Below are 25,945 nucleotides of genomic sequence, written 5' to 3'. Positions count from 1 at the left end.
TGCTGTATACTGCCCAATGGTCGCCGCAATCCATTCTACTGATGACTTCGCATTCCATGTAGGCGAGGGCATCGTTGAGGATGGGCGCACCATTTTCGGCTGGCTGGGTTCTCACTCCTTCAAAACGATCGGCACCAGGGGCGAACCGTTTCAAAAAGTGTTTCATTAATGGTTGGAAATTGCCTTCTTCTAAGATGTTGAGAACAAAGCGATCGCCTACTTGCATGAGTGATTCAATTGCTCGATCTTTGGCGACTGCAATAGAAAATCCCAAGGGTTTAAAGCTAGCTTGAGCAACCCAAGAGGCTAACATCGCACTGGAAACATCGCCTTTTTTGGCCGTAATAATATATAATCCGCCGCTAATTCTACCTAGTGCTTTATCTAAGTCAGCACCAAGAGATTTCATGACTTTGATGCTGCGATCGCGTGTTACCCATTGAGCCAAGTCTGTACCGGCTTCTTCACACAACTTATAAGTGTTTTCTGTGGGTGTTTGTTTAATCCGAATCGCTGGAAAAACTGTTGTCAAACCCAAATTGCGGAATTTACTCACCAAAGGATCTATCGGTTCATCATCGCCACCGCCGGTTTCAAATACGCCGATCGCTTGCTTTTCTTTAGCAGATCCTAAAACTGTGCTAAGTGCAGCTTGGATGCTCGCAGCGCCAGAAGCCGGAGGTAGACCAACAATTAGCCCAGCACAACGGCTCACTAGTTCCCGCAGTTCTTGTAAATCGACTTCCGATCCCAAATCGACAATTTCCACGGCGACACCAGTTTTACCGATACCGTTGGCAATTGCTTGGGCGAGGCGATCGCTATATCCGTATTCGGAAACGTAAAATATGCCAATCGTTGTTTCTGGCTTGGCTTGGCTTTGGCTCCAAGTGCGATAACGTCCAACTAATTCCTCAACATTGTGAGATAATAACGGGCCGTGTCCTGTGGCAATCATGTCGATGGTTTTCAGTTCCGCCATCCGCTTCAGGGCTGACAAAACCGATCGGGCATTCGGCCCCATCAAACAATCGTAGTAGTAATGAAAGTCTTCTGCGATCGCTGCTAAGTTTTCATCAAAGGTGCTATCTGAGCAATAGTGCAACCCAAAAGCATCGCAGGTGTAGAGAATTTTGGTTTTGTGGTCGAAGCTGAAAATGGTATCCGGCCAGTGTAAATTGGGAGCAATTACGAATTCAAATTCATGATCGTTGCCCAAATTTAAGCGATCGCCATTTTTCACAATCCGCCGTTTAAATGGCTGATGTACGAAATCTTCCAGAAACTGAATCGCCACCTTAGAACCAACAACAGTAATTTCTGGAGCCATAAGCAGCAAATCTTTAACTAAACCGCTATGGTCTGGCTCAGTGTGACTGATAATTAAATAATCAATCTCTGTTGGGTTGATTAGTCCGGTCAGCGTATCGAAGTATAGTTGACGAAACTTTTCGTGAGAGGTATCAACTAAGGCAGTCTGCTCCCCGCGAATGAGAAACGAGTTATAAGTAGTACCGTTTTGCAGACCAAACTCAATATCGAAGCGATCGCGATCCCAATCCAAAGAGCGAATAGCCGTCGTCTCTTGAGCAATCTCTACAGTCTGTATGGTGAGCCGTTTTTCAGTTTTTTCGGTGAGCGCTACCATAACTCCCTCCTTAACACAATGAGTATTTGTTCCTCTTCTTTTATTGTGACACGGCTTGAATGTTAATTTTTATTAAAAAGCCTATAGTTGACTTAAAAAAGTTAAAAGTGTGAAATCACAGAGGTACAGAGAGGAAATTTGGCTAGCCTTGGAAATTGGTAATTCTCGGCTGCATTGGGCATTGTTTATTGGCGAGAGACTTTACTCAGCTTGGGATATCGACTATCTTCCTGAGTCTGCCATCCAACATCTAGCTGAATGTCAAACCTTAGATGATTTATTACTGGCAATTTCTCCACCCGATCATCAAAGTAATTTTCTCACAAATACTCCACCCCTTTGCACTTTTGTTTCTCTGCCCCCATGTCCTCTTCTCCTCGCCTCGGTTGTTCCCAGCCAAACTGCTATTTGGCAAAGTTATCCCAACATTCGCGTTATTACCTTAGACGAAATACCACTAAAAGCAGTGTATCCCACACTAGGAATTGACCGCGCTTTAGCTTTGTGGGGTGCGGCAAAAACTTGGGGTTTTCCGATGTTGGTAATTGATGCTGGGACGGCGCTAACTTTCACGGCTGCGGATGCTAATGAGTGTCTAGTTGGAGGTGCAATTTTGCCGGGATTAGGTTTGCAATTTGCAACTCTTGGTCAACAAACAGGACAATTGCCATTAGTGGAAATGCAAATTTTTCCGTCTCTACCACCACGTTTTGCGCTTAATACAACAGAAGCAATTCAAAGCGGAGTAATTTATACAATATTAGCTGGAATCAAAGATTTTATTGAGGCGTGGTGGGATTTATTTCCTAATGGGAAAATTGCAATTAAAGGGGGCGATCGCACTTTATTATTAAACTATCTGCAAGCTTTATATCCTGAAATTACAGCATCTTTGCTTGTAGAACAAAATTTAATTTTTTTGGGAATGCGGGAAATAGTAATGGGTGATAGCACAGATGGAATAAAATGAAGATAGAAGTTTACCCATAATGAAGTTATGCCCAAAACATCATCGCTTTATGTAATTATGCAACAACTCGCTGCCCTTTCTTTAGTGGATCTTCTCAAAGTTAGGGCAATAATCGATGCGTTGATTGAAGAAAAATCTTCTCCACTGTCCAATATTTTGAGTGTTGGAAGCTATCAAAGAGCTATATCTGTTTCTAACACATATCACGGTTTGAGAGCGAAGGAATATGTGTAGTGGATTGGCAACAAACTCTTAATGAGCTAGTTTAATTCGTTGAAATTATGGCTTTTTAAAATACCTTGAATAAACTCCTGAATTTCACTCGCTACAACCCCAGCACAAGATTCTGGTAAATCATTGCCAGCATGGGGAATAATTTTTAACTCGACTTTTGGAATCAGTTGAGCATAAACCCGGCTCTTGGCTAAAGCATCTGGTGTATCTTGGCCACCTTGTAAAATAAAAACTGGGACATCTATCATGTAAAGCTGCTTTTGCAGTAATTCCGCCTCAATTTCTACTTGTCGCCGTTTGAAAAGTAACTGGCAACCTATGGGGTACGGTAATAGCGCTTGACGCAGCTGCAAGTCTTGTGCAATTTTTTCATGCCAACCTAAGATTTTAGTTAAGGGAGTTAGCGATCGCAACAACTTAACTATTAGTGGTGGATAATTCAATAATCGCCGCATCTTCAGACAATACTCTTCTTGTCCTGCTATCTCTACGCCCTCCGGTGCTAGCAGAACCACACCATTAACTTTCTCTGGATATTTTAAAGCATAGCTAGCAGCAATCCAACCCCCAAGAGAATGCCCCACTAAATATACTTTTTCTAGCTTCACAGCTTGCAAAAATTCAGCTAAACACTCAACTTGTAAATCTATCGAATGGTGGATATTAGGATTTTCTGATTCACCAAACCCTAACAAATCAGGTGCAAAACAATGAAAATCTTGTGCAAGGGACTCCATCACAGATAACCATTGACTGCTTTCATTCCAAGCACCATGTAAAAAAATTATAGGAGTTTTTTCACCGACTTCACGCCAGAATAGTAACCCTTGAGAGAGCTTTCTCCGGGAGTTACGGAATAGTGTATCCATTTTATTTAGTAGTTAACTTTTAGCACCATAATAAATACTCATTAGTCATTAGTCATTGGTTATTGGTCATTATTAACTAGTTCTGGATAAATTACAAAGAGAGAAATGTGAAAATGTGAGCCAAGGCTTCGTGAGATCATAACTTTGGCGGCAAATGACAAAGGACTAATGACTAATGACTAATGAAAAAATATTGTTATGCCAATGTTGTCAAGCCATTCAAGTAGTCTTGCAACTGCCGAGTATGGTCGTGAGACATCCGTCCTGAAGGTAGTAAACTGGGAGAGAAAGCTTGGATTTCCATGACTTCTAAGGTGTCTTGAATCTCCATTGTCCCATGTACCTCGGCTTCAACCACAATACAAATTGAATGAATTCTGGGATCGCGGTCTGGTGCAGAGTAAACTCCTACCAAACGGTTAATTGTCACCAATTCTAGCCCCGTTTCCTCCATCAATTCCCGGCGGACTGTATTGGGAATATCTTCTCCCCAATCAACAATCCCTCCAGGTAATGACCAAAGACCATTATCGCGCCGCCGGATCAGTACAATCCGACCATCGGGTAAAATTGGGATGATACTAGTGCCAGTAATGGGATGACGAAATATTATACCCAATACTGTTTGTCCAATACGCCATAAGCTACGTGTGGACTCGACAGCTGCCGGAAAAAAAGCAATAACGTTCAATCTTCAAAATTTATGTGTTGTATTCTATAGTTCCCTACCACTTACATAAGCTCAACTAATAAAGTTTTTGTTGAGTTTTGTTTTATACAAAAATGTTTGTGGCTTGAGATTTTATTCTCACGATTTACGTAGAATATTATCAATTCTAACATCAAGTTTTAATAGAAGCACTGTATTTATATATACATGAGATGTTTTGAATCAGGTAAATTCTCACTTTATATAGCAATCCTAAATGAGTTGTGAAAATCGAGATACTCAGATCCCCGACTTCTCTCAGTACACATTAAAAAAATAATGTCAATAATAAGTCAAAATCCAAAATTCTGAATTCATAAGCTATGCCTCCTAAGTTTTGATAACTGACTCTTTAATTATTTCTTGATAATATTGGTTGGTTTCAAGAACAACAACTAATGAGTTAATTTACAATCTCTTTGACAGATTGGAATCTAAGAAAAGATATTTTTAGTCTTGCTGGCGGGAATAATTAGAATTTTTATTGACAAAGTTAAGTATAATGCGATAGACTAGTACACTGTTTAAAGCGTATTTATTGCTGCACTAGGCTAAAAGTATATCAATAATATTGGTAGCTAATATTGCCTACGTGATGCCTAGTTACTACTTTTTTGTTGTTTATTAATAGAGGTGAACATGGCCAAGCGCCGTAACCCGAAAAAAGAAAAGGCGCTACGTAACCAGGCGTATGCCAGAAAGTTTCGTAAACGGACTACGACAGGAAGAATGCAGAGAAGGTTCCAACAAAGACCACCAAAGAGTGAAGAAGAAGAAGGCGCAGCAACAGCAGCTGACACTGACTAAGCTGCTTGCCTAAATCCTTATTGTTTGGGTTATTTACCTTTTGGGGCGCACATTTATTTGTACGCCCTTATTTATTTTTGGGGATTGGGCGTTAGGAGTGCTGAGTGCTGAGTGCTGAGTTAGGAGTTAGGAGTTAGGAGTTAAAAGTAGAGACGCGATTAATCGCGTCTGTACAAGAGTTAGGAGTTTTGTTTATCTTCTTATCTCCCCAGTCCCTCTATTGAGCAATTTGAGCGCGGGCGGCGATGAGTGCTTTGTTTACCTGTACAAAGCCAGTACCACCGTAACTGTTGCGGGCTGCCACAACTTGACGGGGGGAGATCGCCTCATAAATATCTGCTGCAAATGCCGGATGTAGTTCTTGCCACTCTGACAATTTCAAATCTTTTAGGAGTTTACCTGCGGCAATACTAGTTTTGACCACCTTACCCACAAGGTTGTAAGCTTCCCGAAAAGGAACGCCCCGTGCTGCCAGATAATCTGCTACATCGGTAGCATTAGAAAAATCTTCCGTCACCGCTGATGCTAAACGTTGAGTACGAAATTCTAAGCCTTCCCTGAGCAAAATCGTCATTGCTTCTAGAGAGGCTTTGACTGTGTTAACACTATCAAATAGACCTTCTTTATCTTCTTGTAAGTCTTTGTTATATGCCAGGGGTAGCCCTTTCATGATCACTAACATCGCCTGGAGATGACCGAATACACGTCCTGTTTTCCCCCGCACCAATTCTGGGACATCGGGATTTTTCTTTTGGGGCATAATACTGGAACCCGTAGCACAGCTATCTTTGAGGGTGACAAAGCGAAATTCTTCAGATGACCAAAGAATGACTTCTTCTGCAAGGCGGCTGAGGTGAACCATAATCAAGCTAGCAGCACACAAAAATTCGATCGCAAAATCGCGATCGCTCACTCCATCGAGGCTATTAGCATAAATATCGTCAAAATTCAATAATTTGGCTGTGTAATGGCGGTCAATGGGGAAAGTAGTTCCCGCTAAAGCACCGGACCCCAAAGGTGAGATATTGACGCGCCGAGAAACATCTCCTAAGCGTTCCCAGTCGCGTTGCGCCATTTGAAAGTATGCCAAGAGATGGTGAGCTAAACTCACAGGTTGGGCGCGTTGTAGATGAGTATAACCAGGAATCAGGGTTTCAACGTGGTTTTCAGCTATATCCAGTAAAACACCTTGAAATTCCCGCAATTCGCTTTTGATTTGTTGGATTTGGTCGCGGAGGTAGAGTCTGGTATCAGTCCCAACTTGGTCATTACGCGATCGCGCCGTATGCAGCTTTTTACCAACATCGCCGACAATTTCTGTCAGTCGGTGTTCAACTGCAAAATGTACATCTTCAGCATCGATACCGGGCTGAAATTTCCCCTGGCGGTACTCTTGGCGAATTTGTTCTAAACCTGCAACCAGTTGCTCACCTTCTTCTGGGGAGATGATGCCCGTGTGAGCAAGCATTTTTGCATGAGCTTGAGAACCAGTGAGGTCATATTCGATTAATTCAATATCAAAACTTATACTGGCATTAAAACGAGCGATCGCTGGATGCAATGCTGATTCAAATCGCTGGCTCCAAGTTTCTTCTTTGGTCATAAATTTTGAGGAAAGGGGCATCAATTTTGGATTTTAGATTTTGGATTTTGGATTAATCTAAAATCTAAAATCCAAAATCCAAAATTACTTTAACCGTAGCTAGTTAGATTCCGAATGATATAGCCAATAACTAAACCAATCAACAATGCCCACACTTGACCTGTTTGTATAAAGTGACTCCAAGCTTTTTGAATCTGACCCAAAACGTTTGGATCGGTAATTGTTTGTGCTAATGCTGTCAAATTTACAGGCAAATGCCAAAGTAACTGAGATGTAAAATCGCTGTAGTGGCTCATATTTGGTGATTAAGAAGTTAGGGATGGTAAATTTCAGCGCCAGTCTATTATTTACATTAATTACTGATATTTACTGAAATATTGGATGTAACTTCAATGTCTTAACTCAAGATGCAGCCGATGCCAACCGCAATTTCTCGGCAGTCCGCAAAATCTGTCCCGCCAAAACTGCTGCACCAAAACCATTGTCGATATTTACTACGCCTACTCCCGCAGCACAAGAGTTAAGCATTGTCAATAGAGGTGCTAAACCACCAAAGCTTGCGCCATAACCGATGCTGGTGGGTACGGCAATCACAGGACAACTTGCTAAACCCGCAACAACGCTGGGTAAAGCGCCTTCCATCCCCGCCACGACAATCAACACCGATGCTGACTCAATCAGGTGGCGGTTACTCAGCAAGCGGTGAATCCCAGCAACGCCGACATCCCAGAGGCGTTGGACGCGAAAACCAGAAAGTTCAGCAGTTACGGCGGCTTCTTCAGCAACGGGTAAATCAGCAGTACCAGCCGAAAGAATGCCAATTTCACCCCCAAATTGTGGTTCGATGGTAGGGGGAGCGATCGCACAAATTCGCGCCGATTCGTAATATCGCAAACCGCTAACTTTTGATTCTAATGCGGCATAAATTGCTGGTTCAATGCGAGTCGCCATCACTACCGGATTACGGAGACGCATCACCTCCATAATTTGAGAAATTTGATCGGGAGTTTTACCAGGCCCCCAAATCACCTCTGGGAAACCAGTTCTTAGCTGGCGATGGTGGTCAATTTTGGCAAATTCACCTACAGATTCATAAGTTAAGTCTTTGAGTGAGTCTAATGCCGTATCTGGCGTAACTTTACCATTAGCAACCGCAACGAGTAGCGATCGCAATGTTTTTTCATCGGTCATTTAATCTTTTGTCCTTTGTCCTTCGTTGTTTGTAATTAGGCATTAGTTAGTAGACAACTAATGACTAATCAATTACTTTAATTTCATGAATGTTCCAGAATGCACCACCAAGGGCAGAGAATCTGATCCCTTTAAAACGATTACGTACAGCTGACAGAGAATAGACATTTACTAAGTGAACCAAGGGTAAATATTCCTGAGATAGCTGTTGCGTTTGAGCATAAATTTCTTTCCGCTTTGCGTCGTTTAACTCCCTTGCTCCTTTAATATAAAGTTCACCAATTTGTGCTTCCCAAGGAGCAACTTCCCAACCTTCAATTGGCTTTTGCCCCGCATTGGGTTTTTGATTAAATAGGTGCGAGCCACCTTGAGGAGACCAAAGATTAGCACTATCATTTGGTTCTAATCCAGCACTAAACCCAATCAATCCAGCATCAAAGTCTAAGGTATTAGAAATCTTGTCTGTATATGTATTCCATGCCAGAGGAGTGAAATCTAATTGAATACCAATTTTGCCCAAGTCTTGTTTTATTTGCGATCCCATTGCTTCACGGATCTTATTACCAGCATTTGTGAGTAAAGTGAAGCGAACACGGTTTCCCTGAGCATCTAATAGCTGATTTTGTTCATTGTATTTAAATCCTGCTTTTATTAGCAGTTGCTTTGCTTTTTGAATGTTATAGTCGTAAACTTTTAGCCCTTCCTTAGGCGAAAAATAATAGGGGCTTTGTACAGCTAGTGGCGAATCTTGTAGTATACCTAAGCCGCGAAAAGTGTTGTTAATCATCGTTTGGCGGTCAATTGCATAGGCTACTGCTTGCCGAAATTCCACAGTATTAAACCAACGCGATTTGACGGGATCTACTAATGGCTTGCCTTCTCTTTTACCTTTATTTAAATTGAAGAACATAAAGCTTGTAGTAAAATTTGGACCACCATTATAGATTTTAAAATTACCTTGCTTTTCTTGCACTTTTAGTAAGGAAAAGTATTCCGGTGATACTCCTATATTATCTAACCCACCAGAACGAAATTGTAGTAAGGAAGTATCTGTTGATTCTACAATTTGCCAAACTATGCGTTCAATATAAGGTTGGGGATTACCTTGAACATCTTTACGCCAGTAGTAAGGGTTGCGCCGAAAAACTATACGTTGACTGGTGTCGTAACGCTCTAGTTTATAAGGACCATTAACGATTAGTTGATCTGGTGGAGTATCAACGCCCCACTTTGTCAAAAACTGTGATTTACCCTCGTTATCTTTTGTTTTGACCCATTTCTCAAGGGTATGAGCAGGTAAAATTGCATTTGCTGTAGCGCTACTTAGAAAAGGTGCAAAGGGTTCTGGAACAGTAAACTCAATGCGCCGATTATCGACTTTTTTTACAGTGGGAAACTGACCTTTTTCGCCAATCTTTAACGTATCTCTTACGTCGGTAGGAATTGCTTCGTTGAGATAAATATCGTTGTAAGTAAATATCACATCATCTACTGTCAATGGGTGTCCATCAGACCATTTCAAATTATCTCGTAGAGTAAATACAATCTTTAATTTATCATCGGAAATTTGCCATGATTCTGCTAAATCTGGTTCTATTTCCCCAGTTATGGGATTTTGAGTAGTTAACCCTTCATAAGTCAAACCAAAAATATTTGGTGACTCTTGGCTAAGAGGATAATTAAAAGTTTTGGGATCACTAAGAATACTAATTACCAATTGCGGTACTTGAGCGGCTGCGCTTTTGAAATTAGCTGGGTTGCAAGCGGTAAGTATAAGTGCTGTTGCTGAAGTCAAAATTATTGGCAACCAAAGATGTTTAATTGCTAGAAATATTTTACTAAAAAATTTCATACTTTCAATACGCGAATAGTGTAGTTAATTTGATTGATATTGTAGCCAACCAAGGAAGTTTTGAGTTTTATTGAAATACTGAATACCACTATCTCGTAAAACCTCTATAACCTCACGTCTGCCAAATTCCTTGGAATTAGCGCTTAAAAATATTTTGATTTCGTTTGGGTGTAAGCGTGCATGGTAAACTATACACTCTATAATCAATTTATCCATAAGATGCTTTTCAAGGATATTTCTAGCAAGGCTTACATCAATAATTTCTGTTCTTAACGGAATTTCTTCTGCTTTGGTAAAAAGCTGGTTTAATGCTATATCAAAACGCTTTTTTGTGTCATTAGTACGTTGCAGAAAGCTAATCTTAGCTTGTTTCAAATATTTAACAACTAATTTAGCATTTTGTGAAGTTTCATCTCTTACAGCCTCGTTAACTTGAATGTCCAATCGGCTAATAAAATCTTGGTTATATTTATCTTCTTGCTCTAAAGTCGCTAAAGATTCTACATAACAAATGCTCGGTATTGCTAAGGATATTGAGGTAGGTACATTTTCCAGAAAATTTTCTACTAGTTCATCTTGTCCTTTAGCAATACTCATTAAAAAGTTTGTTTCTACGTAAAGTATCACTGCCTATAGTACCTAAGGTTGAGTAATTCCACCTTTCAATAACTGTGACAAACCTATTTCTGCTAGCTCCTTCGATGCTGGCGGTATTTCTGACTTCCAGTGATAGCAGAAATCACTTATCCAGGCTTCTGTCAGACCTGTAAGATAAAGATTAAAAATTTGTTTTTTATGAAAATCTGGCTCATACTCACTGAGTATATCAGCAGTATTAAGGCTGATAATTGGCTCTGATAACTTATTGCCATCCCATTTAAAAATCAGAATTTTATTCACATCAATAAGCATGGCAAAGGGAATCACTATTTTTGCGGCTTGCAAATAATCAATCAGTCGTAAAATAGCATATTTTTTGGCTTTTGTTTCTTGAAAATTGCATGGTAAACCTTTGACTTCAGCGATGAGAATAATTTGTTCCTCTTTGTCTAAAGCAACAAGATCGGGAAAGTCTATATCTTCTATGTTTGTAGCTTGTAAGGCTCTAATTTCCCACCAAGTTAAGGTTTGTTGGTCGCTATCAATCATTGATTTCAATCCTTGTGAGTCTTCGATATTTTTACCGATGTTTCCAAAGAAAAGTTACTCGGAAGCCACTAGTAAAACGACGGCATAAGCACAAATGCCTTCTTCGCGGCCAACAGGGCCTAATTTTTCGTTGGTGGTAGCTTTGATGCCAATTTGATTTGGTTCTAATTTTAAAATCGCCGCTAATTTATCGCGCATATTGTGAATATGCGGTTTTAATTTGGGGCGTTCTGCTACTACCACCGAGTCAATATTTCCAATCTGCCAGCCCCGATCGCAAATCAGTTGATGTACTTGAGTTAATAGTACTAAACTATCTGCTCCCGCCCATTGAGGATCGCTAGGTGGAAAATAATGACCAATATCCCCCAAAGATAATGCCCCAAGCATGGCATCCATAATCGCATGAGTCAGTACATCAGCGTCACTGTGCCCCAACAAACCCAGTTCGTGAGGGATTTGAATTCCACCTAAAATCAAAGCGCGATCGCTCACCAGTTGGTGAATATCGTAGCCGTTACCAATACGAATTTTTGTCATTTGTTATTTGTTATTTGTCATTGGTCATTCGTTAGGAGTTAGAAATTATTATTCTCCCCCTGCTCCCCTGCTCCCCTGCTCCCCCTGCTCCCCCTGCCTCCCCTGCTTCCATTCCTCTAGGAGATCAGGGCGGCGATCGCGGGTTTTTTGGATTTGTTGTTCGTAACGCCACCGTGCGATCGCTGCATGATTGCCACTGAGCAAGACATCAGGCACTTTCAAGCCCCGAAAATTCGCAGGACGAGTATATTGAGGATAGTCCAATAACCCTTCCTCAAAACTTTCTGCTATGAGGGACTCCGTTTTCGCTACGGTTCCTGGGAGCAGCCGCACCACGCCATTAATCAAAGCCATTGCTGGAATTTCCCCACCAGTCAGAATAAAATCGCCCAAAGATACTTCACGAGTTACTAAATGTAGCACCCTCTCATCCACTCCTTCGTAATGCCCGCAAATAACTACTAACTGGTCATAATTTCTCACTAATTCTTTCAAAAGAGGTTGATTAATTGCTTGACCCTGTGGACTCATCAAAATCACTTCTCTTCGGGGTAGAATCGGCAGCGACTCCACAGCACTAAAAATAGGTTCTGGCTTCATTAGCATCCCAACACCGCCACCGTAGGGTTCATCATCTACTTTTCGGTGCTTGTCAGTGGTAAAGTCCCGTGGATTAACCAGATGCACTTCGGCAATCTGTTTGGCTAAGGCTTTACCCAGCAGCCCAGAATTGAGAACAGAGTTAAAACAGTCAGGAAAAAGCGTAACTATATCAAAGCGCACAGTTATTCGTATTCGAGGACACTAATCTTAAATTTGAATGTCTAGCAAACATCAGCAAGCTAAAGTCGGGTCAAACTCCAGTTAAACTTTATCAATAGTATCTAAAACTACCAGACCTCCTGGATTTTAGATGGGATCAAAAGTTTTTCTAATTACTTAATTTATGTTTAAATGTTGTCACAACTACATTTAAATTAATAATCATATCAAGTTAACAACTTCCAGGATGCATCGAGCCAGCCTCATCAAAAAGCGTAGTCTTAACTGCTCGCCCCCAACCCAAAAGGGCGAATCTAGCCACTTAAAGACTATTTTGCCCCCTGCTGCAAGTGGACAGGTGAAAAACAAGGCGCTGGGTTTGAGGAATGGGAACAAACACGTTTAGACTGAGGCAACGCGAGCGTTAAGCGAGAATTTGGAGAGTGGCTGACCCAGTTCCAAATTTCCAAAAAGTGTCCTCTCAAAAGTTGCAAAGCGCCAAAATTATCAGGCTTCTAAACCTTGTTAAATTCACCTGAAGTTGTTGACAGGAGAACCAAAATGCCGCAATTACAAGCTAAATCGCTAGAAATGAGGACACCCCAAGCAACTAAAACCGCCGTTCTGGTTATCGGAGGTGCAGAAGATAAAGTTCATGGGCGCGAAATCCTACGAACTTTTTTTGGACGCGCCGGTGCTAGTAAGGCTTATATTACAATTATTCCATCTGCCTCTAGAGAACCTGCCATCATCGGTGGTCGGTATATTCGCATTTTTGAAGAAATGGGTGCCCAGAAGGTAGAAATTTTAGACATCCGCGAACGAGAACAGTGTGAAGCCTCCCAGATCAAAGCATCCTTAGAAGCCTGTAGTGGGGTGTTTTTGACAGGAGGAGATCAGCTGCGTCTTTGTGGCGTATTGGCAGATACGCCAGCAATGGAAATTATTCGCCAACGGGTGCGGGCGGGGCAACTTACCTTAGCAGGTACTAGTGCAGGAGCGGCGGTGATGGGGCATCACATGATTGCTGGCGGTGGTAGTGGAGAAACGCCCAATCGTTCCCTAGTGGATATGGCAACGGGTTTGGGATTTATTCCTGAAGTAATCGTTGACCAACATTTTCACAACCGTAATCGCATGGGGCGACTGATTAGTGCGATCGCAGCTCATCCCGATCGCTTAGGTATTGGCATTGACGAAGATACTTGTGCTGTGTTTGAACGTGATGGTTGGCTACAAGTTATGGGCAAAGGCAGTGTTACCATTGTTGATCCCACCGAGTTAACCCACACCAACGAACCCCATGTCGGTGCTAATGAACCATTAACCGTACATAATTTACGTCTCCATATCCTCAGCTACGGCGATCGCTTCCACTTGTACCAGAGGACTGTATTGCCTGCTGTACACCGAATCTCCAGCTGACGGGATAGAGTATCTGAGGTTACACTGAGTTGACCGCACATTTATTATTTCTTACCGTAGAAAAATGATAAGAATACCATGTAAAAAGAAAAAACTGTTTTTAACGAACAGTTTAGCGGTCAATTCCAGTAAGAAACTAGAATTTTGGTTCCGAATCTCCATCTACCTATTCCCATGAGAATCCTCAAGATCCAGACATTACGCGGCCCAAACTATTGGAGCATTCGACGCCACAAACTGATCGTCATGCGCCTCGATTTAGAAAACCTTGGCGAGACCCCCTCGAATGAAATCCCTGGCTTTTATGAAGGATTAGTTGAGGCGCTGCCAAGTCTGGAGGGCCACTATTGTTCCCCTGGCTGTCGTGGTGGTTTTCTGATGCGAGTCAAAGAAGGCACTATGATCGGCCACATAGTAGAACACGTAGCCTTAGAACTCCAAGAATTAGCTGGGATGCATGTCGGCTTTGGTCGCACCCGCGAAACTGCCACACCCGGAATTTATCAAGTAGTAATTGAATACCTGAATGAGGAAGCGGGACGCTACGCTGGACGAGCCGCAGTACGGCTGTGCCAGAGTATCGTTGATCGAGGCCGTTATCCCAAGGCAGAACTAGAGCAAGATATCCAAGACCTGAAAGACTTCACCCGTGATGCTTCTTTGGGCCCTTCTACGGAAGCGATCGTCAAAGAAGCAGAAAAAAGAGGCATTCCCTGGATGTCGCTGGAAGCCCGCTTTTTGATTCAGCTAGGCTACGGCGTTAACCAGAAGCGGATGCAGGCCACAATGACGGACAACACCAGCATTCTGGGCGTAGAACTAGCTTGTGATAAAGAAGCAACTAAACGCATCCTCGCGGCTGCTGGTGCGCCAGTCCCCAGAGGTACAGTGATCAACTTCTTAGACGATTTGGAACAAGCCCTGGAATTAGTTGGCGGCTATCCCATCGTTATCAAGCCATTAGATGGTAATCATGGACGTGGGATCACCATTGATATCAGAACTTGGGAAGAAGCTGAAGCCGGATACGAAGCTGCCAGACAAGTTTCTCGGTCAATTATTGTCGAAAGATATTACGTTGGGCGTGACCACAGGGTACTTGTGGTAAATGGGAAAGTAGTCGCAGTAGCCGAGCGCGTCCCGGCTCATGTCATCGGCAACGGCAGATCCACCATCTCCGAATTGATTGAGGAAACAAACCTTGACCCAAATCGGGGTGAAGGACATGATAACGTCCTAACTAAGATTGAACTAGACCGCACCAGCTACCAGTTGCTAGAAAGGCAAGGTTACACCCTAAATAGCGTGCCACCCAAGGGTACTATTTGTTATCTCAGGGCAACGGCAAACTTGAGTACAGGGGGTAGTGCCGTAGACCGTACCGATGAAATTCACCCAGAAAATCTTTGGTTGGCACAACGAGTAGTCAAGATTATCGGTTTGGATATCGCCGGACTCGATATCGTCACCACAGATATTAGCCGTCCTCTGCGGGAAGTCGATGGCGTGATTGTTGAAGTTAACGCCGCCCCCGGTTTTCGGATGCACGTTGCCCCAAGCGTGGGTATTCCCCGCAATGTCGCCGGCGCAGTGATGGATATGCTGTTTCCTAACGAGCAATCTAGCCAAATTCCCATCCTCAGCATCACGGGTACTAATGGCAAAACCACCACTACTCGACTACTAGCACATATTTATAAACAGACGGGTAAAGTAGTAGGTTATACCACTACCGATGGGACATATATCGGTGATTACTTAGTAGAAGCTGGCGATAACACCGGACCCCAAAGTGCCCACGTCATCCTCCAAGATCCCACAGTGGAAGTAGCAGTACTGGAAACGGCTCGCGGTGGCATTCTCCGCTCTGGATTGGGCTTTGAAGCCGCAAATGTGGGTGTGGTATTGAATGTAGCCTCAGACCACTTAGGAATAGGCGATATAGATACCATTGATCAGCTAGCTAACCTTAAGAGCGTAGTCGCGGAAGCTGTATTCCCTGATGGTTACGCGGTACTTAACGCAGACGATCGCCGCGTCGCTGCGATGTCAGAAAAAACTAAGGCTAATATTGCTTACTTCACCATGAACCCCGACTCGGAACTAGTGCGAAAGCACATCCAAAAGGGCGGAGTAGCAGCAGTGTATGAAAATGGCTATTTGTCAATTGTTAAAGGTGATTGGACACACCGCATAGAAAGAGCCGAAAATATACCTTTAACAATGGGCGGACGTGCGCCATTTATGATTGCCAACGCTTTAGCAGCAAGTTTGGCAGCGTTTGTGCAAAACGTCACAATTGAGCAGATTCGGGCTGGTTTGAGGACTTTCCGGGCTTCAGTTAGCCAAACGCCGGGACGAATGAATCTATTTAATTTAGGCAACTACCATGCTTTGGTGGACTATGCCCACAATGCAGCCAGTTACGAAGCTGTAGGTTCCTTTGTGCGGAACTGGACTACAGGACAACGGATTGGCGTAATTGGTGGCCCAGGCGATCGCCGCGACGAAGATTTTGTTACTTTGGGTAAACTAGCAGCACAAATTTTTGATTACATTATCATCAAAGAAGACGATGACACACGGGGACGACTACGGGGATCAGCCGCCCAGTTGATTATTCAAGGCATCACGGAAGTTAAGCCTGATAGCCGCTATGAATCAATTCTGGATGAAACCCAAGCGATCAATAAAGGCTTAGACATGGCTCCTGATAACAGCCTGGTGGTAATTTTGCCAGAAAGCGTTACTAGGGCAATTAAGTTAATTAAGCTGCGTGGTTTAGCGAAAGAAGAGACACACCAACAAAATCCCGGCACAACTGTCATCGATTCCCAAAATGGGATCACACCTTCTTCTGTTGTTAATACCTTGCTGTAATCAGAAATCAGGAGAAAGTACGCTGACTCCTGTCTCTGACTCCTTTAACAAAATAGAATCCAGCATTTAATTCTGGTTTAAGTTCCCCATTCAATCAAAAGTTTAGTGGTGAACAAGAAAGTGGCGGATCGGAATCCCCCACTGATTTATTCTGAATTCTGAATTCTTCTTCAATTACTGTTTTTCTTCTTCCTGATTGGTTTCCTCGCTGGGAGTTTTCATCTCCTCCTTAAAACCTCGTAGGGTTTTGCCCAGTGCAGTTCCCAGTTCAGGAATTTTTTTGGGGCCGAAAATTAGAATAGCGACTATGCTAATTACGGCTATTTCTGGCCATCCCAGTCCAAACATATAAATTTCCTCTAAGGCTCCTGTAATTAAATATAGACATTGATGCCTCCAATCGGATGAGTTAACCACCAATAAGTCTTTTTATCCTCAAAAACTTTTGACAAAGCAACTTGGCATAATCGCTAATAGAATCAACAGAACCCAAGGAGGTAATGCTACGAACTTTGATTGTTAAAGATGACCCTATGATACGGATTGGACTGAAACATATATGCATATTACATTTTGAAGTGTAGAATGTGAGATCGCTTTAAGGCTTGGAAAATGAATCAAACGAGAAATGCTAATTTTTCATTGCTTCTAAACCTTGGTTGCGATCAAGAGTAATTTAGATGCAGCTGCCCTGTTTGTAAGTCTGTTTGTGGTTGAGAGTATTGAGAGCAATTCGTCGCTAAAGAGCAAAATTTTGGGGACTGTGGAAAGAGCGAATGCGGCAAGCATCCTGAGCAAAAGTACAATTCCTGTGTCCAATGAGCCTGGTTTTCAATACCCCAATGTTTTCTGATAGCCCAACCTAAAAGTTGAGAGTTTCTCTGTAAATAAGTCAGATAAAACTGAACTTCATGAGTGGTTTTGCTCCAAAGAATACGCACCATTATAAGCATAACAGAACTTTGAAGTTCAGATTTTTACATAAGCATCTAATAGTTGTCTTTTATTTATCTTGGGCGCATTATTTTTGATTTAAACTAGGTTTTTTTATTTGTATTAACCATTATGATTCTCGATTTTCCCTAGTTTCTATACGTTTAGAGTGTGTTTTAAGTAGCTTAAGTCAAACTTAACCTAACATTAACTCTATTCGACCAAAATCTCTGATATAAAAAGAATAATGAAGAAAGAAAGGTTAATTCATGTTTTAATTAAGTTGAATTAAAAAATAATTTAAATTGCCAAGTATTCTATTTAAGTGTTAAAGGCAATAGAAATATTTTCATTTAATTCAATTTAATTAAAGAGAATCAAGCCATCAAAAATTTAACTTTTGATGTAATACATTGTATTTTGCCTACATCATCGCATCAATATCTTTGATTATTGGTGCAACAAAGCCGTACCCATGAACCTCGATCGCGATGGTATCTGCTCCCCAGTGTCAATCCTGGACACCGATATTGGCCGTAGTTCATACACCGTGTCCATAGCTATCATCGTCATCGTCGAACTTGACGTTATCCGACAGTCCCCAAGCCGTTTCGTTGCGACTGCGGCGACACAGTGTCTAACATCTGTGCGATCGCCATGACTATTTATTGCAAGCAGCAGCCGCCCTTGCAGTGGCAGTTGCGATGAGATATTCCAGGCGCAATGCCTTGAACGGCGAGCAGGTTGCCATCAGAGCAGCTTTCGCTAGTCATCTGCACGGCGGCAGCGAGATGGCTGGGCATATTACAGGCTGTCTGTCACGCCACAAGAAGTTAGGTCAAAGCAACATTAAGTAATAGTGAGAAAGATGATGAATAGGATTTCTTCTTTTCCAGAAATTAAGACTTTAACAAAAGGTGAAGATTTAGCTCAGGAAATTATTAGATTAGTACGCGAAGACAATTGGGCGGAAGCTAGCATAAAATGTCTCAAACTGGTTGAGGATGAAAGATTCCCAAAAGCTTGGATGCATAATGAATTTTATGCTATAAACACTAAAGACTTTAAAACCTTGCTTGATAGATTTGACAGTCAAGAGTTTCTTGGAAGTAATGGAGACTTCCTAATCGTATGTCCCTATTCATGCCCTCATAGAGGGGAAATATATACTAAATTCTCTGCAATTCTTGGAAAACGGGTTAATATTAAACATCAAGCACTGGAGGGATTAGATGACTTAATACGTGAAACCTTTAGTTATCTAGCAGAGCCAATACCTGAAGTAATTTCTTTTTATAAGATTGACGGCTGTGGGCATTTTGAAAAGAATACAGGACTTCCTTTTATTCCTCCTAATGGCTGGGCAGCGTTAAACAATAGTGGTCCTGTACTCAATGATGTAGAAGCACAGCGAGCCAGATATAGTTTTTATACAAAAATTACGATACCTCAAATTTTTGATGCAGATACAGCAGAGCTAATACTAGATGTTCTGCGTGATGAAACAACTGGAATACTAATCCAGCAGTTAGAGTATCAATTCCATGAAGCAGGACATGCAAGTGGGTTGGGATTACTTTTTAAACTACAAAATAATTTGCTTCATAACTACTGGATAGGCAGTGTAGAAGATTGGAGAGCAGATGGAGTTGAATTAGAGCTGATCGCTCGTAAGAGCTATAGGAATGAAATCTCTGAGGATGAGGCAGGAAAAGTAGCAGCAGCATATCTAGGAATTAAACTCGGCGCAGATGCCTTTCGTCTGGGAGGATCTGACAAAGATCATGATGTCAACGCTGCTATTCTGACCCTTGATCGGCTCTTAGAAAGTGGACTTTTAAAACTCAATAGCAATGGTCAGATGGGACTTCGAGATCCAAGTTACCGAAGTTTGTTCCGAGCCTTTGAACCTCATCGTAGGGAAGCGTTATGCCTTACACATAAAGAACTAGCGTTGGATGATCCTAGTGGATTGATACACCTTTATAGCTCGATTCGAGTACCTCAGGCTACAAGAGTGTTGTTTAACTCTTTTCTACTTCGCTGTAAGTCTCTTCTTAAAGCTGATTGAAGCATTAATAATAAAGCCGATCTCCCTTTTCTTCAATTTCTTGAGATGAGATGACGAAACTGCTAAAAAATGCCAAAGTTAATGTCTAATAATGCATCGCATAGGTATAACCAGAGTGTTATACTTCTTCTCTTTACAACTTTAATCTGGGGAACGACTTTTCCGCTCCTCAAAAATGCGATCGATAGCCTCTCCCCTAGTGCTTTGATTGGAAGTCGATTTTTGGTAGCTGCATTAGCTTGTCTGCCGTTTGGTTTCAAGCTGAACAGGCGATTGGTACGTGATGGCATAATCCTTGGAACTTTGTTGTTCACAGCTTTTACCACTCAGGTAATTGGATTAGAATCTACTTCCGCTAGCCGAGCTGCTTTTATTACCAGCATGAATGTCATCTTGATACCACTAATAGAAGCATTAATGGGGCGGTCTGTTTCCCTGATTGCCTTTCTATCAGCATTCCTTGCCCTTGCAGGTATTGGCGTAATGTCTTGGGAAGGTGGATCGTTAAATATAGGCGATCTTTGGGTCTTTGGTTGTGCTGTGTGTTATGCAATTTACATTTTGGTTTTAGAGGTGTTTGCGTCTCGGCACAATTCAATTAAACTTACTGCACTACAGCTTTTTGTTGTAGCAGTGCTGGGAACAATTTGGGCTGCTCCTGAATTAGTTGACCAAATTCGAGCGATTAAAGCAAATTTCGTCGTAATTTTATATCTTGGAATAGTTGCAACTGCTGCTGTTACGTGGACTCAAGCCTTTGCCCAGCAATGGGTTCCAGCTACACAAACAGCAATAATTTATACGCTAGAGCCAGTGTTTGCCGCTATTTTCTCCTTTTTGTTATTGAGAGAAACTATGGGAGTGCGCGGATTTCTTGGTGCTAGTATGATCTTAGTGTCAATCCTCTTAAGTCAGATCCGAAGATAGCAACCTAGTCAGGGCAAAAAATGGGGTTGTTTACTATTCAGTATTCTCAGTGATTAGCAAACTAACTTCCCATTGGATTGGTAATTGGTAAACCTAACCAATTACTTAATTCATGAGCTAGCCATTCCAGTTCCGCTTCAGATTTAATCACACCACCAATACCACCAAGTTGATATTTTTTTACTCCTACCCAAATATCCAATTGTGGGGGAACGGCAATTCTCGTGCCTTCAGAATCTTTAGTAAAATGTTTGGGAATGTAAACTAACTTATTAATACTTTGTCTTGGCGATGCACGGGTACGAGAAAATTTCCAAGCAAACAACTCCCAGGTTAAGGCAATTTCTTTGGGATTTAGGCGTAAGCAGATGCGTCCAAATAAATGAAAGAGAAATTTATACACCATCATAAAGCCAGCACCCCAAAAAGGAAGTGAGAATAAGGCAAAGGGGATGTTGGCAGGAAAAGATGTCAAGACTATGCTCGTTGTCCAAAGTAGGATAAATGAATTCCAGGCGATCGCAAATAAACCTGTAAATATTATTGATGGATCAAAACCAGATGGGGGAACGATAATTTCTAGAGAATCCCCATTTTTGGTTAGTTGAATCTTACTCCCGTCTGGTTTGCCAACAACCAAAGTAGGCAAGTTTGTTGGTTGTGGTTTCTCTAAAGCTGCGACAGAAGCGATCGCAGAACTCAAACGCCGTTCTAAACTAGGTTCAATCATCCACTTTAACCAATTGCTAAAGCTGGGACTGAGATTAGCCAATTGTTCAAACTGAATCCGAAAATCCTTTTGGGGTAAATCGGCTGGGTGAGTACCCGTCACTAAATAAATTAAGGTTGCGCCTAAACTATAAAGGTCTGATGCTGCAACAGTGCGTCCGCCAAATTGCTCTGGTGGCATATAGCCATAAGTTCCTACCACAGTTCTTGTCCCGGTTTCGGTAGCTAGGACAGTCTGCACTGAGCCAAAATCTACCAAATAAACTTGACCGACACTATTACCAGAACGCTCCCCCAATAAAATATTGCTAGGCTTAATATCACGGTGAATTACAGGCGGATGTAGTTCATGTAGGTAAACGAGAATCTCTAAAAGTGCTTTGGCTATCTGTTTGACTTCAGCTTCGGTAAAAGTCCGCCCAGTTTGTAACCATTGCTCTAAAGTTTGTGCAGGAATATAAGTTTGTACTAGAGCAAATCCTTTGATGGTTGGTAAATTTACCTCAAAATAGTTTAAATAGCCAGGAATTGAGGGATGTGCTAGGTTTTTTAAAGTTTCGGCTTCTCGCTCAAACAACTTGAGGGAATCCCACTCAAAATCACTACTAAAAGAGAGTAATTTAATGACAACTAATTTCTGAGTTTGCAAATCACGAGCTAATAGCGTCCGCCGCCCTGCTTTTTTCCCTAATAGCTGCTGAACTTCGTAGCGATCGCTTAATATTTCACCAATCATTATGTTTTCTTGTAATGCTACGGTTGAAAAGTTTTATAGCTTGAACAGAATTCAGGAGTCAGGAGTCAGAATTCAGTTGGGTATTCTGTATGACTGGCGGATAGCGCCGACGGCAAGCGAGTATTTTCGAGTCGCGTCTTGATTCTGACTTCTGAATTCTGAATTCTTCTTCAAAGCTTTTCAATTTGGCAAATCGATATCTTTAGTATAATTGCGTAGTTCTATGCCCTCCCAACTTTGGCCTTATATTACCCCTGGTATTCCCGATGAATTATTCGAGCATTTGCCAGGAATTCCCCTGAGCCAGCGAGAAGTTCGATTGCTATTGATTGCCCAACTGCGACTAAAATCCGATTCTGTGTTGTGGGATATTGGTGCAGGGACAGGTACAATTCCGGTAGAAGTGGGGCTATTATGTCCAGGCGGACAGATTATTGCTATCGAAAGGGATGAAGAAGTAGCTAATCTGATCAAGCGTAACTGCGATCGCTTTGATGTGAAAAATGTCGAAGTTGTTGAAGGTAGCGCCCCAGAGTGTTTGCATGACCTCAAGATTACCCCTCATCGCGTTTGTATCGAGGGAGGCCGCCCCATTCAAGAAATTCTGCAAGCAGCTTGGCATTATTTGCCGCCATCCGGTCGGGTTGTAGCCACAGCTGCTAATCTAGAAAGTCTGTATGCTATTTCCCAGAGCTTTTCTCTATTAAGAGCTAGAAATATCGAAGTAGTCCAGTCTGCGGTTAATCGCCTAGAGACACGCGGCTTTTCTCAAACCTTTACCGCCGTCGATCCCATTTTTATCCTCAGTGGTGAGAAACTAGACTAAATAAAAAATACTTCTATGCCTTGGTCTCGGATTATTAGTGGAATTGTTGCGATCGCTCTTGCTCTTTGTGCAACCCTTTTGGGTGGTTGGTACTTTACCATCATCTTTGCGGTTATCATCTTTTTGGGTCAACAGGAATATTTTAATTTGGTGCGAGCTAGAGGCATCGCTCCCGCAGCTAAAACTACTATGGCTGTCAGCCAAGTCCTGCTAGTAATTTGTACCCTTGATGGCAGTTTAGCTGACGCTGTAATGCCAATAGCTGGCACACTGATTTGTTTTTACCTACTGTTTCAGCCCAAATTTGCCACGATCGCTGATGTTTCCGCTTCTATTATGGGGCTATTTTATGTCGGTTATTTACCAAGTTATTGGGTGCGGTTACGAGCAATTGATAGTGCTGCTTTTAGCAATCTCCCTTTGGGAGGTTACTGGCCCACAACCTGGACAGATTTTTGGGAAAAGGCAAATTCCGCTTCTTTAGCACAAGGTTTTACAGCCACACTACTAACTTTTTTGTGTATTTGGGCAGCTGATATTGGTGCTTACACCATTGGCAAATTCTTTGGAAAAACCCGTCTATCTGACATTAGCCCGAAAAAAACTGTTGAAGGCGCTGTCTTTGGCATTACTTCAAGTGTTGCTGTAGCCATAGCAGGAGCCTATTATCTTCACTTGCCCAAATCCCCCTTCACAGGTTTAGCATTGGGTTTGCTGATTGGTATTGCTAGTCTTTTAGGGGATCTCACAGAATCTATGCTGAAGCGGGATGCTGGAGTTAAAGATTCTGGACAGTTGATCCCCGGTCATGGTGGTATTTTAGACCGTACCGATAGTTATATTTTCACTGCTCCTTTGGTTTACTATTTTGTGACATTACTTTTGCCACTAATTAGATAAATGGGGCATTGGGCATTGAAGATGAAACCTTGATACTCGTGAATGAGTCTTTTAAAATAATTCGTAATTCGTAATTACGTTTTGTGTTAGCGAGTCTGCGATAGCGCAGCGTTAGCGAGTCCTCGAGCGTCGCGTCCGGGGATTTAGCTTAGAGGATGTTTTAAAAGTCATGATTGATGTATCAAATATTTTTACCCCACCCTAACCCTCCCCTTGCCAAGGGGAGGGAACTAGATTCTTTTCCGGTTTCCCCCCTTTATAAGGGGGGATTAAGGGGGGTAATCATTCTATTAAAATCACAGCCAACCACTTTTAAAACATCCTCTTAGGTATCAAAAAGCGCTGCGTGTAGAGACAGGGGACTTAAACCCCCAAAGTTAGTTAAATCCGCCCTCCTCAAGGGTTAACGTTAATCCGCCCACGACATACTAACTTACCTGGGATCAGGGTTAATTCTTGGATATCAACATCCGAGCCAAGATCCAGATTGTACTGATGATTGTCGTTTAATATGTCTCCTTGGTCGGGCTTGATGGGGATAAGTGCCAGTTGTAACTCATGCCCACTGAGTAATTGTGAGCTTAGACAAATCTCTAGAGGAGTTGTTTCACTATTGGTTACTCTCAAACCTCGCAGTATAATTTGGTTGTTCCCAAGCAGAATTTCTTGCCACTTAATTGGTTGTGACTGTGGGTAATCTGGTGGTAAAACCTTAACCAATAAATCGCTCAAAGCAGTCGATAATAAGTCTGATGAGAGAGAAGCATTCAGATCCTTCTCGTCTACGATTAAATCGCCAAACACTGGTACTGTTTCTAACAGTCTCAGGGGTTTTCCCTTGAGTACGGAAGCAATATTTACCCGGATATTTTCTGCGATTAATTGAATTTGTGTAATTAGGAGACCTTGATAAACTGCATGACTAGCAAAAATAGATACCGAAGGAATGCGCCCAGAGAGAAGTTGGCGATCGCTAGCTTTAATCTCTACTTCTAATTCTGATATTTGGCTGACCTGTGTTCTCAACCAGAGCTTGACTGCTGTTGTGAGTACCTGCGTAATTATGCGGATTTTATTTGCACTTGTTGTTTGGGAATTTGGCTCTGGCATTTAACCAATCTGTTTATGAGTATTTGCTCAATAACCGAACAGAAATTAAACAAGCTTTAAATGTAACATTTATGCCTACTCGCTACAAAATGCAAATATCATTTAATTGATAACAGTAAATAAGCAATTTCCACATGGAGGTACGGTTACAAAAAATTCTCGCTCAATGGGGTATCGCCTCGCGTCGTGAAGCTGAAGAAATGATTAGGCATTCACGGGTGCAGATTAATGGGGTAATAGCACATTTAGGTCAAAAAGTCGATCCTGAAAAAGATGCGATCGCAATTGATGGTAAACCTGTATCCCAAAAGCAGCGTCCGGCTTTAATATATCTATTGCTGCACAAACCAAGGGGAGTAGTTTCCACTTGCTACGACCCTGATCACAGACCAACAGTCCTGGATCTATTACCGAAAGAATTACGGGAGGGTTCAGGTATTCACCCAGTTGGCCGTCTAGATGCAGACTCTACAGGAGCATTAATCCTGACTAATGACGGAGAACTGACATTTGGGCTAACCCATCCACGTCACAGTATTTCCAAGACATATCATGTTTTGGTCAAAGGACATCCTCCAGAAACAGTACTACAAATGTGGCGTGAAGGTGTGATGTTGGAGGGTAGAAAAACCAGGGTCGCTAAGGTAAGCCTAATAGAACGTCGTACCGAGGAAAGCGTTTTAGAAATAGTATTGCAGGAGGGAAGAAATCGCCAAATTCGCCGGATAGCTCAACAATTAGGATACCCAGTAATCAAGCTGCATCGGACTGCTATCGGCTCAATTAAATTACAAACTCCAAATGAACCCTTTTTGTCTGAGGGTAAATATCGTTCCCTCAAAGATCGTGAGATTCACTTTTTGCAAGATCAGATAACGCAACCTAATTATTGATTCAGCGGAGTTAAGGAGTGTCAGTAGGCATGAAATGGCTAAGAAAGAAGAATAATCACCAGCCATCACTTTCATTAGAGCAACAACGAGCCGAAAAGTTGGCAGAGTTAGGCGCTCAACTTTGGGCATTGCGTCAAGAACAGGGTCTATCCCTAGATCAAGTGGTTGCATTAACCAGGAT

Annotated in this window: 27 protein-coding genes; 13 read left to right on the top strand and 14 right to left on the bottom strand. The window is 42.1% G+C overall.

Annotated elements, in window-relative coordinates; genetic code table 11:
- On the bottom strand, positions 1-1,648 hold a 1,648-nt coding region (locus HWQ37_RS28790; RefSeq protein ID WP_292753831.1), incomplete at its 3' end, for a diflavin flavoprotein.
- Positions 1,649-1,757: 109 nt separating this feature from the next.
- Here HWQ37_RS28790 and HWQ37_RS28785 point away from each other — a divergent pair.
- A complete protein-coding gene (locus HWQ37_RS28785) occupies positions 1,758-2,618 on the top strand; it encodes a pantothenate kinase (protein WP_292753830.1) in 861 nt (286 codons plus the stop codon).
- A gap of 27 nt (positions 2,619-2,645) precedes the next feature.
- The gene (locus tag HWQ37_RS28780; RefSeq protein ID WP_292753829.1) at positions 2,646-2,852 is read left to right on the top strand and encodes a hypothetical protein; all 207 of its coding nucleotides are present in this window, start codon (positions 2,646-2,648) and stop codon (positions 2,850-2,852) included.
- A 26-nt stretch (positions 2,853-2,878) separates the two neighbouring features.
- Here HWQ37_RS28780 and HWQ37_RS28775 read toward each other — a convergent pair whose 3' ends face one another.
- Positions 2,879-3,721 carry an alpha/beta fold hydrolase gene (locus tag HWQ37_RS28775; protein ID WP_292753828.1) on the bottom strand — a complete coding sequence of 281 codons (843 nt, stop codon included), beginning with the start codon at positions 3,719-3,721 and terminating at the stop codon, positions 2,879-2,881.
- A 196-nt stretch (positions 3,722-3,917) separates the two neighbouring features.
- Positions 3,918-4,412 (bottom strand): NUDIX hydrolase, encoded by a 495-nt coding sequence (locus HWQ37_RS28770; RefSeq protein ID WP_292753827.1) that lies wholly within the window; start codon positions 4,410-4,412, stop codon positions 3,918-3,920.
- A gap of 657 nt (positions 4,413-5,069) precedes the next feature.
- Between HWQ37_RS28770 and HWQ37_RS28765 the strand changes: the two genes are divergently transcribed.
- Positions 5,070-5,237: a hypothetical protein gene (locus tag HWQ37_RS28765; protein WP_012412073.1), complete on the top strand. Its 168-nt coding sequence runs from the start codon at positions 5,070-5,072 to the stop codon at positions 5,235-5,237.
- Between the two features lie 217 nt (positions 5,238-5,454).
- Here HWQ37_RS28765 and argH read toward each other — a convergent pair whose 3' ends face one another.
- From argH to trmD, 8 genes are all read right to left on the bottom strand, one after another.
- Positions 5,455-6,840 (bottom strand): argininosuccinate lyase, encoded by a 1,386-nt coding sequence (argH, locus tag HWQ37_RS28760; protein ID WP_292753826.1) that lies wholly within the window; start codon positions 6,838-6,840, stop codon positions 5,455-5,457.
- Positions 6,841-6,929: 89 nt separating this feature from the next.
- On the bottom strand, positions 6,930-7,136 hold the full coding sequence (locus HWQ37_RS28755; protein ID WP_292753825.1) for a hypothetical protein: 207 nt from the start codon (positions 7,134-7,136) through the stop codon (positions 6,930-6,932).
- Between the two features lie 106 nt (positions 7,137-7,242).
- On the bottom strand, positions 7,243-8,031 hold the full coding sequence (gene larB, locus HWQ37_RS28750; RefSeq protein WP_292753824.1) for a nickel pincer cofactor biosynthesis protein LarB: 789 nt from the start codon (positions 8,029-8,031) through the stop codon (positions 7,243-7,245).
- Between the two features lie 64 nt (positions 8,032-8,095).
- On the bottom strand, positions 8,096-9,883 hold the full coding sequence (locus tag HWQ37_RS28745) for an ABC transporter substrate-binding protein (protein WP_292753823.1): 1,788 nt from the start codon (positions 9,881-9,883) through the stop codon (positions 8,096-8,098).
- 24 nt (positions 9,884-9,907) lie between these two features.
- Complete coding sequence (locus HWQ37_RS28740) at positions 9,908-10,510, bottom strand: PIN domain-containing protein (RefSeq protein WP_292753822.1); 603 nt, start codon at positions 10,508-10,510, stop codon at positions 9,908-9,910.
- Positions 10,511-10,522: 12 nt separating this feature from the next.
- On the bottom strand, positions 10,523-11,032 hold the full coding sequence (locus HWQ37_RS28735; protein ID WP_292753821.1) for a hypothetical protein: 510 nt from the start codon (positions 11,030-11,032) through the stop codon (positions 10,523-10,525).
- Positions 11,033-11,086: 54 nt separating this feature from the next.
- Positions 11,087-11,572: a 2-C-methyl-D-erythritol 2,4-cyclodiphosphate synthase gene (gene ispF, locus HWQ37_RS28730; RefSeq protein ID WP_292753820.1), complete on the bottom strand. Its 486-nt coding sequence runs from the start codon at positions 11,570-11,572 to the stop codon at positions 11,087-11,089.
- A gap of 48 nt (positions 11,573-11,620) precedes the next feature.
- Complete coding sequence (gene trmD, locus HWQ37_RS28725; RefSeq protein ID WP_292753819.1) at positions 11,621-12,355, bottom strand: tRNA (guanosine(37)-N1)-methyltransferase TrmD; 735 nt, start codon at positions 12,353-12,355, stop codon at positions 11,621-11,623.
- Positions 12,356-12,895: 540 nt separating this feature from the next.
- Here trmD and HWQ37_RS28720 point away from each other — a divergent pair.
- Positions 12,896-13,759 carry a cyanophycinase gene (locus HWQ37_RS28720; protein WP_094348499.1) on the top strand — a complete coding sequence of 288 codons (864 nt, stop codon included), beginning with the start codon at positions 12,896-12,898 and terminating at the stop codon, positions 13,757-13,759.
- A 174-nt stretch (positions 13,760-13,933) separates the two neighbouring features.
- A complete protein-coding gene (gene cphA, locus HWQ37_RS28715; protein ID WP_292753832.1) occupies positions 13,934-16,639 on the top strand; it encodes a cyanophycin synthetase in 2,706 nt (901 codons plus the stop codon).
- Positions 16,640-16,813: 174 nt separating this feature from the next.
- Here cphA and tatA read toward each other — a convergent pair whose 3' ends face one another.
- A complete protein-coding gene (tatA, locus tag HWQ37_RS28710) occupies positions 16,814-16,987 on the bottom strand; it encodes a twin-arginine translocase TatA/TatE family subunit (protein WP_094348761.1) in 174 nt (57 codons plus the stop codon).
- Positions 16,988-18,047: 1,060 nt separating this feature from the next.
- Between tatA and HWQ37_RS28705 the strand changes: the two genes are divergently transcribed.
- The 4 genes from HWQ37_RS28705 to HWQ37_RS28690 all read left to right on the top strand — a co-directional run bounded on the left by HWQ37_RS28705 (position 18,048) and on the right by HWQ37_RS28690 (position 20,570).
- Positions 18,048-18,233 (top strand): hypothetical protein, encoded by a 186-nt coding sequence (locus tag HWQ37_RS28705; RefSeq protein ID WP_292753818.1) that lies wholly within the window; start codon positions 18,048-18,050, stop codon positions 18,231-18,233.
- 43 nt (positions 18,234-18,276) lie between these two features.
- Positions 18,277-18,429, top strand: a complete 153-nt coding sequence (locus HWQ37_RS28700; protein ID WP_292753817.1) for a hypothetical protein — start codon at positions 18,277-18,279, stop codon at positions 18,427-18,429.
- An 11-nt stretch (positions 18,430-18,440) separates the two neighbouring features.
- Entirely contained in the window at positions 18,441-19,643 is a 1,203-nt protein-coding gene (locus HWQ37_RS28695) for a DUF6014 family protein (protein WP_292753816.1), read from the top strand.
- Between the two features lie 81 nt (positions 19,644-19,724).
- Positions 19,725-20,570, top strand: a complete 846-nt coding sequence (locus HWQ37_RS28690) for a DMT family transporter (RefSeq protein ID WP_292753815.1) — start codon at positions 19,725-19,727, stop codon at positions 20,568-20,570.
- A gap of 61 nt (positions 20,571-20,631) precedes the next feature.
- On the opposite strand, the gene HWQ37_RS28685 is transcribed toward HWQ37_RS28690, so the two are convergent.
- Complete coding sequence (locus HWQ37_RS28685) at positions 20,632-22,035, bottom strand: serine/threonine protein kinase (protein WP_292753814.1); 1,404 nt, start codon at positions 22,033-22,035, stop codon at positions 20,632-20,634.
- 1 nt (position 22,036) lies between these two features.
- Here HWQ37_RS28685 and HWQ37_RS28680 point away from each other — a divergent pair, with 1 nt between their 5' ends.
- The 3 genes from HWQ37_RS28680 to HWQ37_RS28670 all read left to right on the top strand — a co-directional run bounded on the left by HWQ37_RS28680 (position 22,037) and on the right by HWQ37_RS28670 (position 23,761).
- Positions 22,037-22,177, top strand: a complete 141-nt coding sequence (locus HWQ37_RS28680; RefSeq protein WP_292753813.1) for a hypothetical protein — start codon at positions 22,037-22,039, stop codon at positions 22,175-22,177.
- A gap of 81 nt (positions 22,178-22,258) precedes the next feature.
- A complete protein-coding gene (cbiT, locus tag HWQ37_RS28675) occupies positions 22,259-22,861 on the top strand; it encodes a precorrin-6Y C5,15-methyltransferase subunit CbiT (protein WP_099100273.1) in 603 nt (200 codons plus the stop codon).
- A gap of 15 nt (positions 22,862-22,876) precedes the next feature.
- Positions 22,877-23,761 (top strand): phosphatidate cytidylyltransferase, encoded by an 885-nt coding sequence (locus tag HWQ37_RS28670; protein WP_292753812.1) that lies wholly within the window; start codon positions 22,877-22,879, stop codon positions 23,759-23,761.
- A 396-nt stretch (positions 23,762-24,157) separates the two neighbouring features.
- Here HWQ37_RS28670 and HWQ37_RS28665 read toward each other — a convergent pair whose 3' ends face one another.
- Entirely contained in the window at positions 24,158-24,871 is a 714-nt protein-coding gene (locus HWQ37_RS28665) for an LmeA family phospholipid-binding protein (RefSeq protein WP_292753811.1), read from the bottom strand.
- Between the two features lie 134 nt (positions 24,872-25,005).
- Here HWQ37_RS28665 and HWQ37_RS28660 point away from each other — a divergent pair, with 134 nt between their 5' ends.
- Positions 25,006-25,764, top strand: a complete 759-nt coding sequence (locus HWQ37_RS28660) for a pseudouridine synthase (RefSeq protein ID WP_292753810.1) — start codon at positions 25,006-25,008, stop codon at positions 25,762-25,764.
- Positions 25,765-25,945: the final 181 nt, after the last annotated feature.

Origin of the sequence: Nostoc sp. NMS4, from assembly GCF_017115095.1 — a bacterium.
Classification (GTDB): Bacteria; Cyanobacteriota; Cyanobacteriia; order Cyanobacteriales; family Nostocaceae; genus Nostoc.
The sequence above is the reverse complement of the archived record's forward strand: the minus strand, read 5'-3'. Positions and strand labels throughout refer to the sequence as shown.

Coding starts and splice junctions, on each gene's coding strand:
- cbiT (WP_099100273.1), top strand. CDS start 22,259: ATGCCCTCCCAACTTTGGCCTTATATTACCCCTGGTATTCCCGATGAA.
- HWQ37_RS28690 (WP_292753815.1), top strand. CDS start 19,725: ATGTCTAATAATGCATCGCATAGGTATAACCAGAGTGTTATACTTCTT.
- HWQ37_RS28765 (WP_012412073.1), top strand. CDS start 5,070: ATGGCCAAGCGCCGTAACCCGAAAAAAGAAAAGGCGCTACGTAACCAG.
- ispF (WP_292753820.1), bottom strand. CDS start 11,572: ATGACAAAAATTCGTATTGGTAACGGCTACGATATTCACCAACTGGTG.
- HWQ37_RS28685 (WP_292753814.1), bottom strand. CDS start 22,035: ATGATTGGTGAAATATTAAGCGATCGCTACGAAGTTCAGCAGCTATTA.
- HWQ37_RS28670 (WP_292753812.1), top strand. CDS start 22,877: ATGCCTTGGTCTCGGATTATTAGTGGAATTGTTGCGATCGCTCTTGCT.
- HWQ37_RS28680 (WP_292753813.1), top strand. CDS start 22,037: ATGTTTTCTTGTAATGCTACGGTTGAAAAGTTTTATAGCTTGAACAGA.
- HWQ37_RS28720 (WP_094348499.1), top strand. CDS start 12,896: ATGCCGCAATTACAAGCTAAATCGCTAGAAATGAGGACACCCCAAGCA.
- HWQ37_RS28660 (WP_292753810.1), top strand. CDS start 25,006: ATGGAGGTACGGTTACAAAAAATTCTCGCTCAATGGGGTATCGCCTCG.
- HWQ37_RS28705 (WP_292753818.1), top strand. CDS start 18,048: ATGAACCTCGATCGCGATGGTATCTGCTCCCCAGTGTCAATCCTGGAC.
- cphA (WP_292753832.1), top strand. CDS start 13,934: ATGAGAATCCTCAAGATCCAGACATTACGCGGCCCAAACTATTGGAGC.
- argH (WP_292753826.1), bottom strand. CDS start 6,840: ATGACCAAAGAAGAAACTTGGAGCCAGCGATTTGAATCAGCATTGCAT.
- larB (WP_292753824.1), bottom strand. CDS start 8,031: ATGACCGATGAAAAAACATTGCGATCGCTACTCGTTGCGGTTGCTAAT.
- tatA (WP_094348761.1), bottom strand. CDS start 16,987: ATGTTTGGACTGGGATGGCCAGAAATAGCCGTAATTAGCATAGTCGCT.
- HWQ37_RS28665 (WP_292753811.1), bottom strand. CDS start 24,871: ATGCCAGAGCCAAATTCCCAAACAACAAGTGCAAATAAAATCCGCATA.
- HWQ37_RS28755 (WP_292753825.1), bottom strand. CDS start 7,136: ATGAGCCACTACAGCGATTTTACATCTCAGTTACTTTGGCATTTGCCT.
- HWQ37_RS28735 (WP_292753821.1), bottom strand. CDS start 11,032: ATGATTGATAGCGACCAACAAACCTTAACTTGGTGGGAAATTAGAGCC.
- HWQ37_RS28780 (WP_292753829.1), top strand. CDS start 2,646: ATGCCCAAAACATCATCGCTTTATGTAATTATGCAACAACTCGCTGCC.
- HWQ37_RS28700 (WP_292753817.1), top strand. CDS start 18,277: ATGAGATATTCCAGGCGCAATGCCTTGAACGGCGAGCAGGTTGCCATC.
- HWQ37_RS28775 (WP_292753828.1), bottom strand. CDS start 3,721: ATGGATACACTATTCCGTAACTCCCGGAGAAAGCTCTCTCAAGGGTTA.
- HWQ37_RS28695 (WP_292753816.1), top strand. CDS start 18,441: ATGATGAATAGGATTTCTTCTTTTCCAGAAATTAAGACTTTAACAAAA.
- HWQ37_RS28745 (WP_292753823.1), bottom strand. CDS start 9,883: ATGAAATTTTTTAGTAAAATATTTCTAGCAATTAAACATCTTTGGTTG.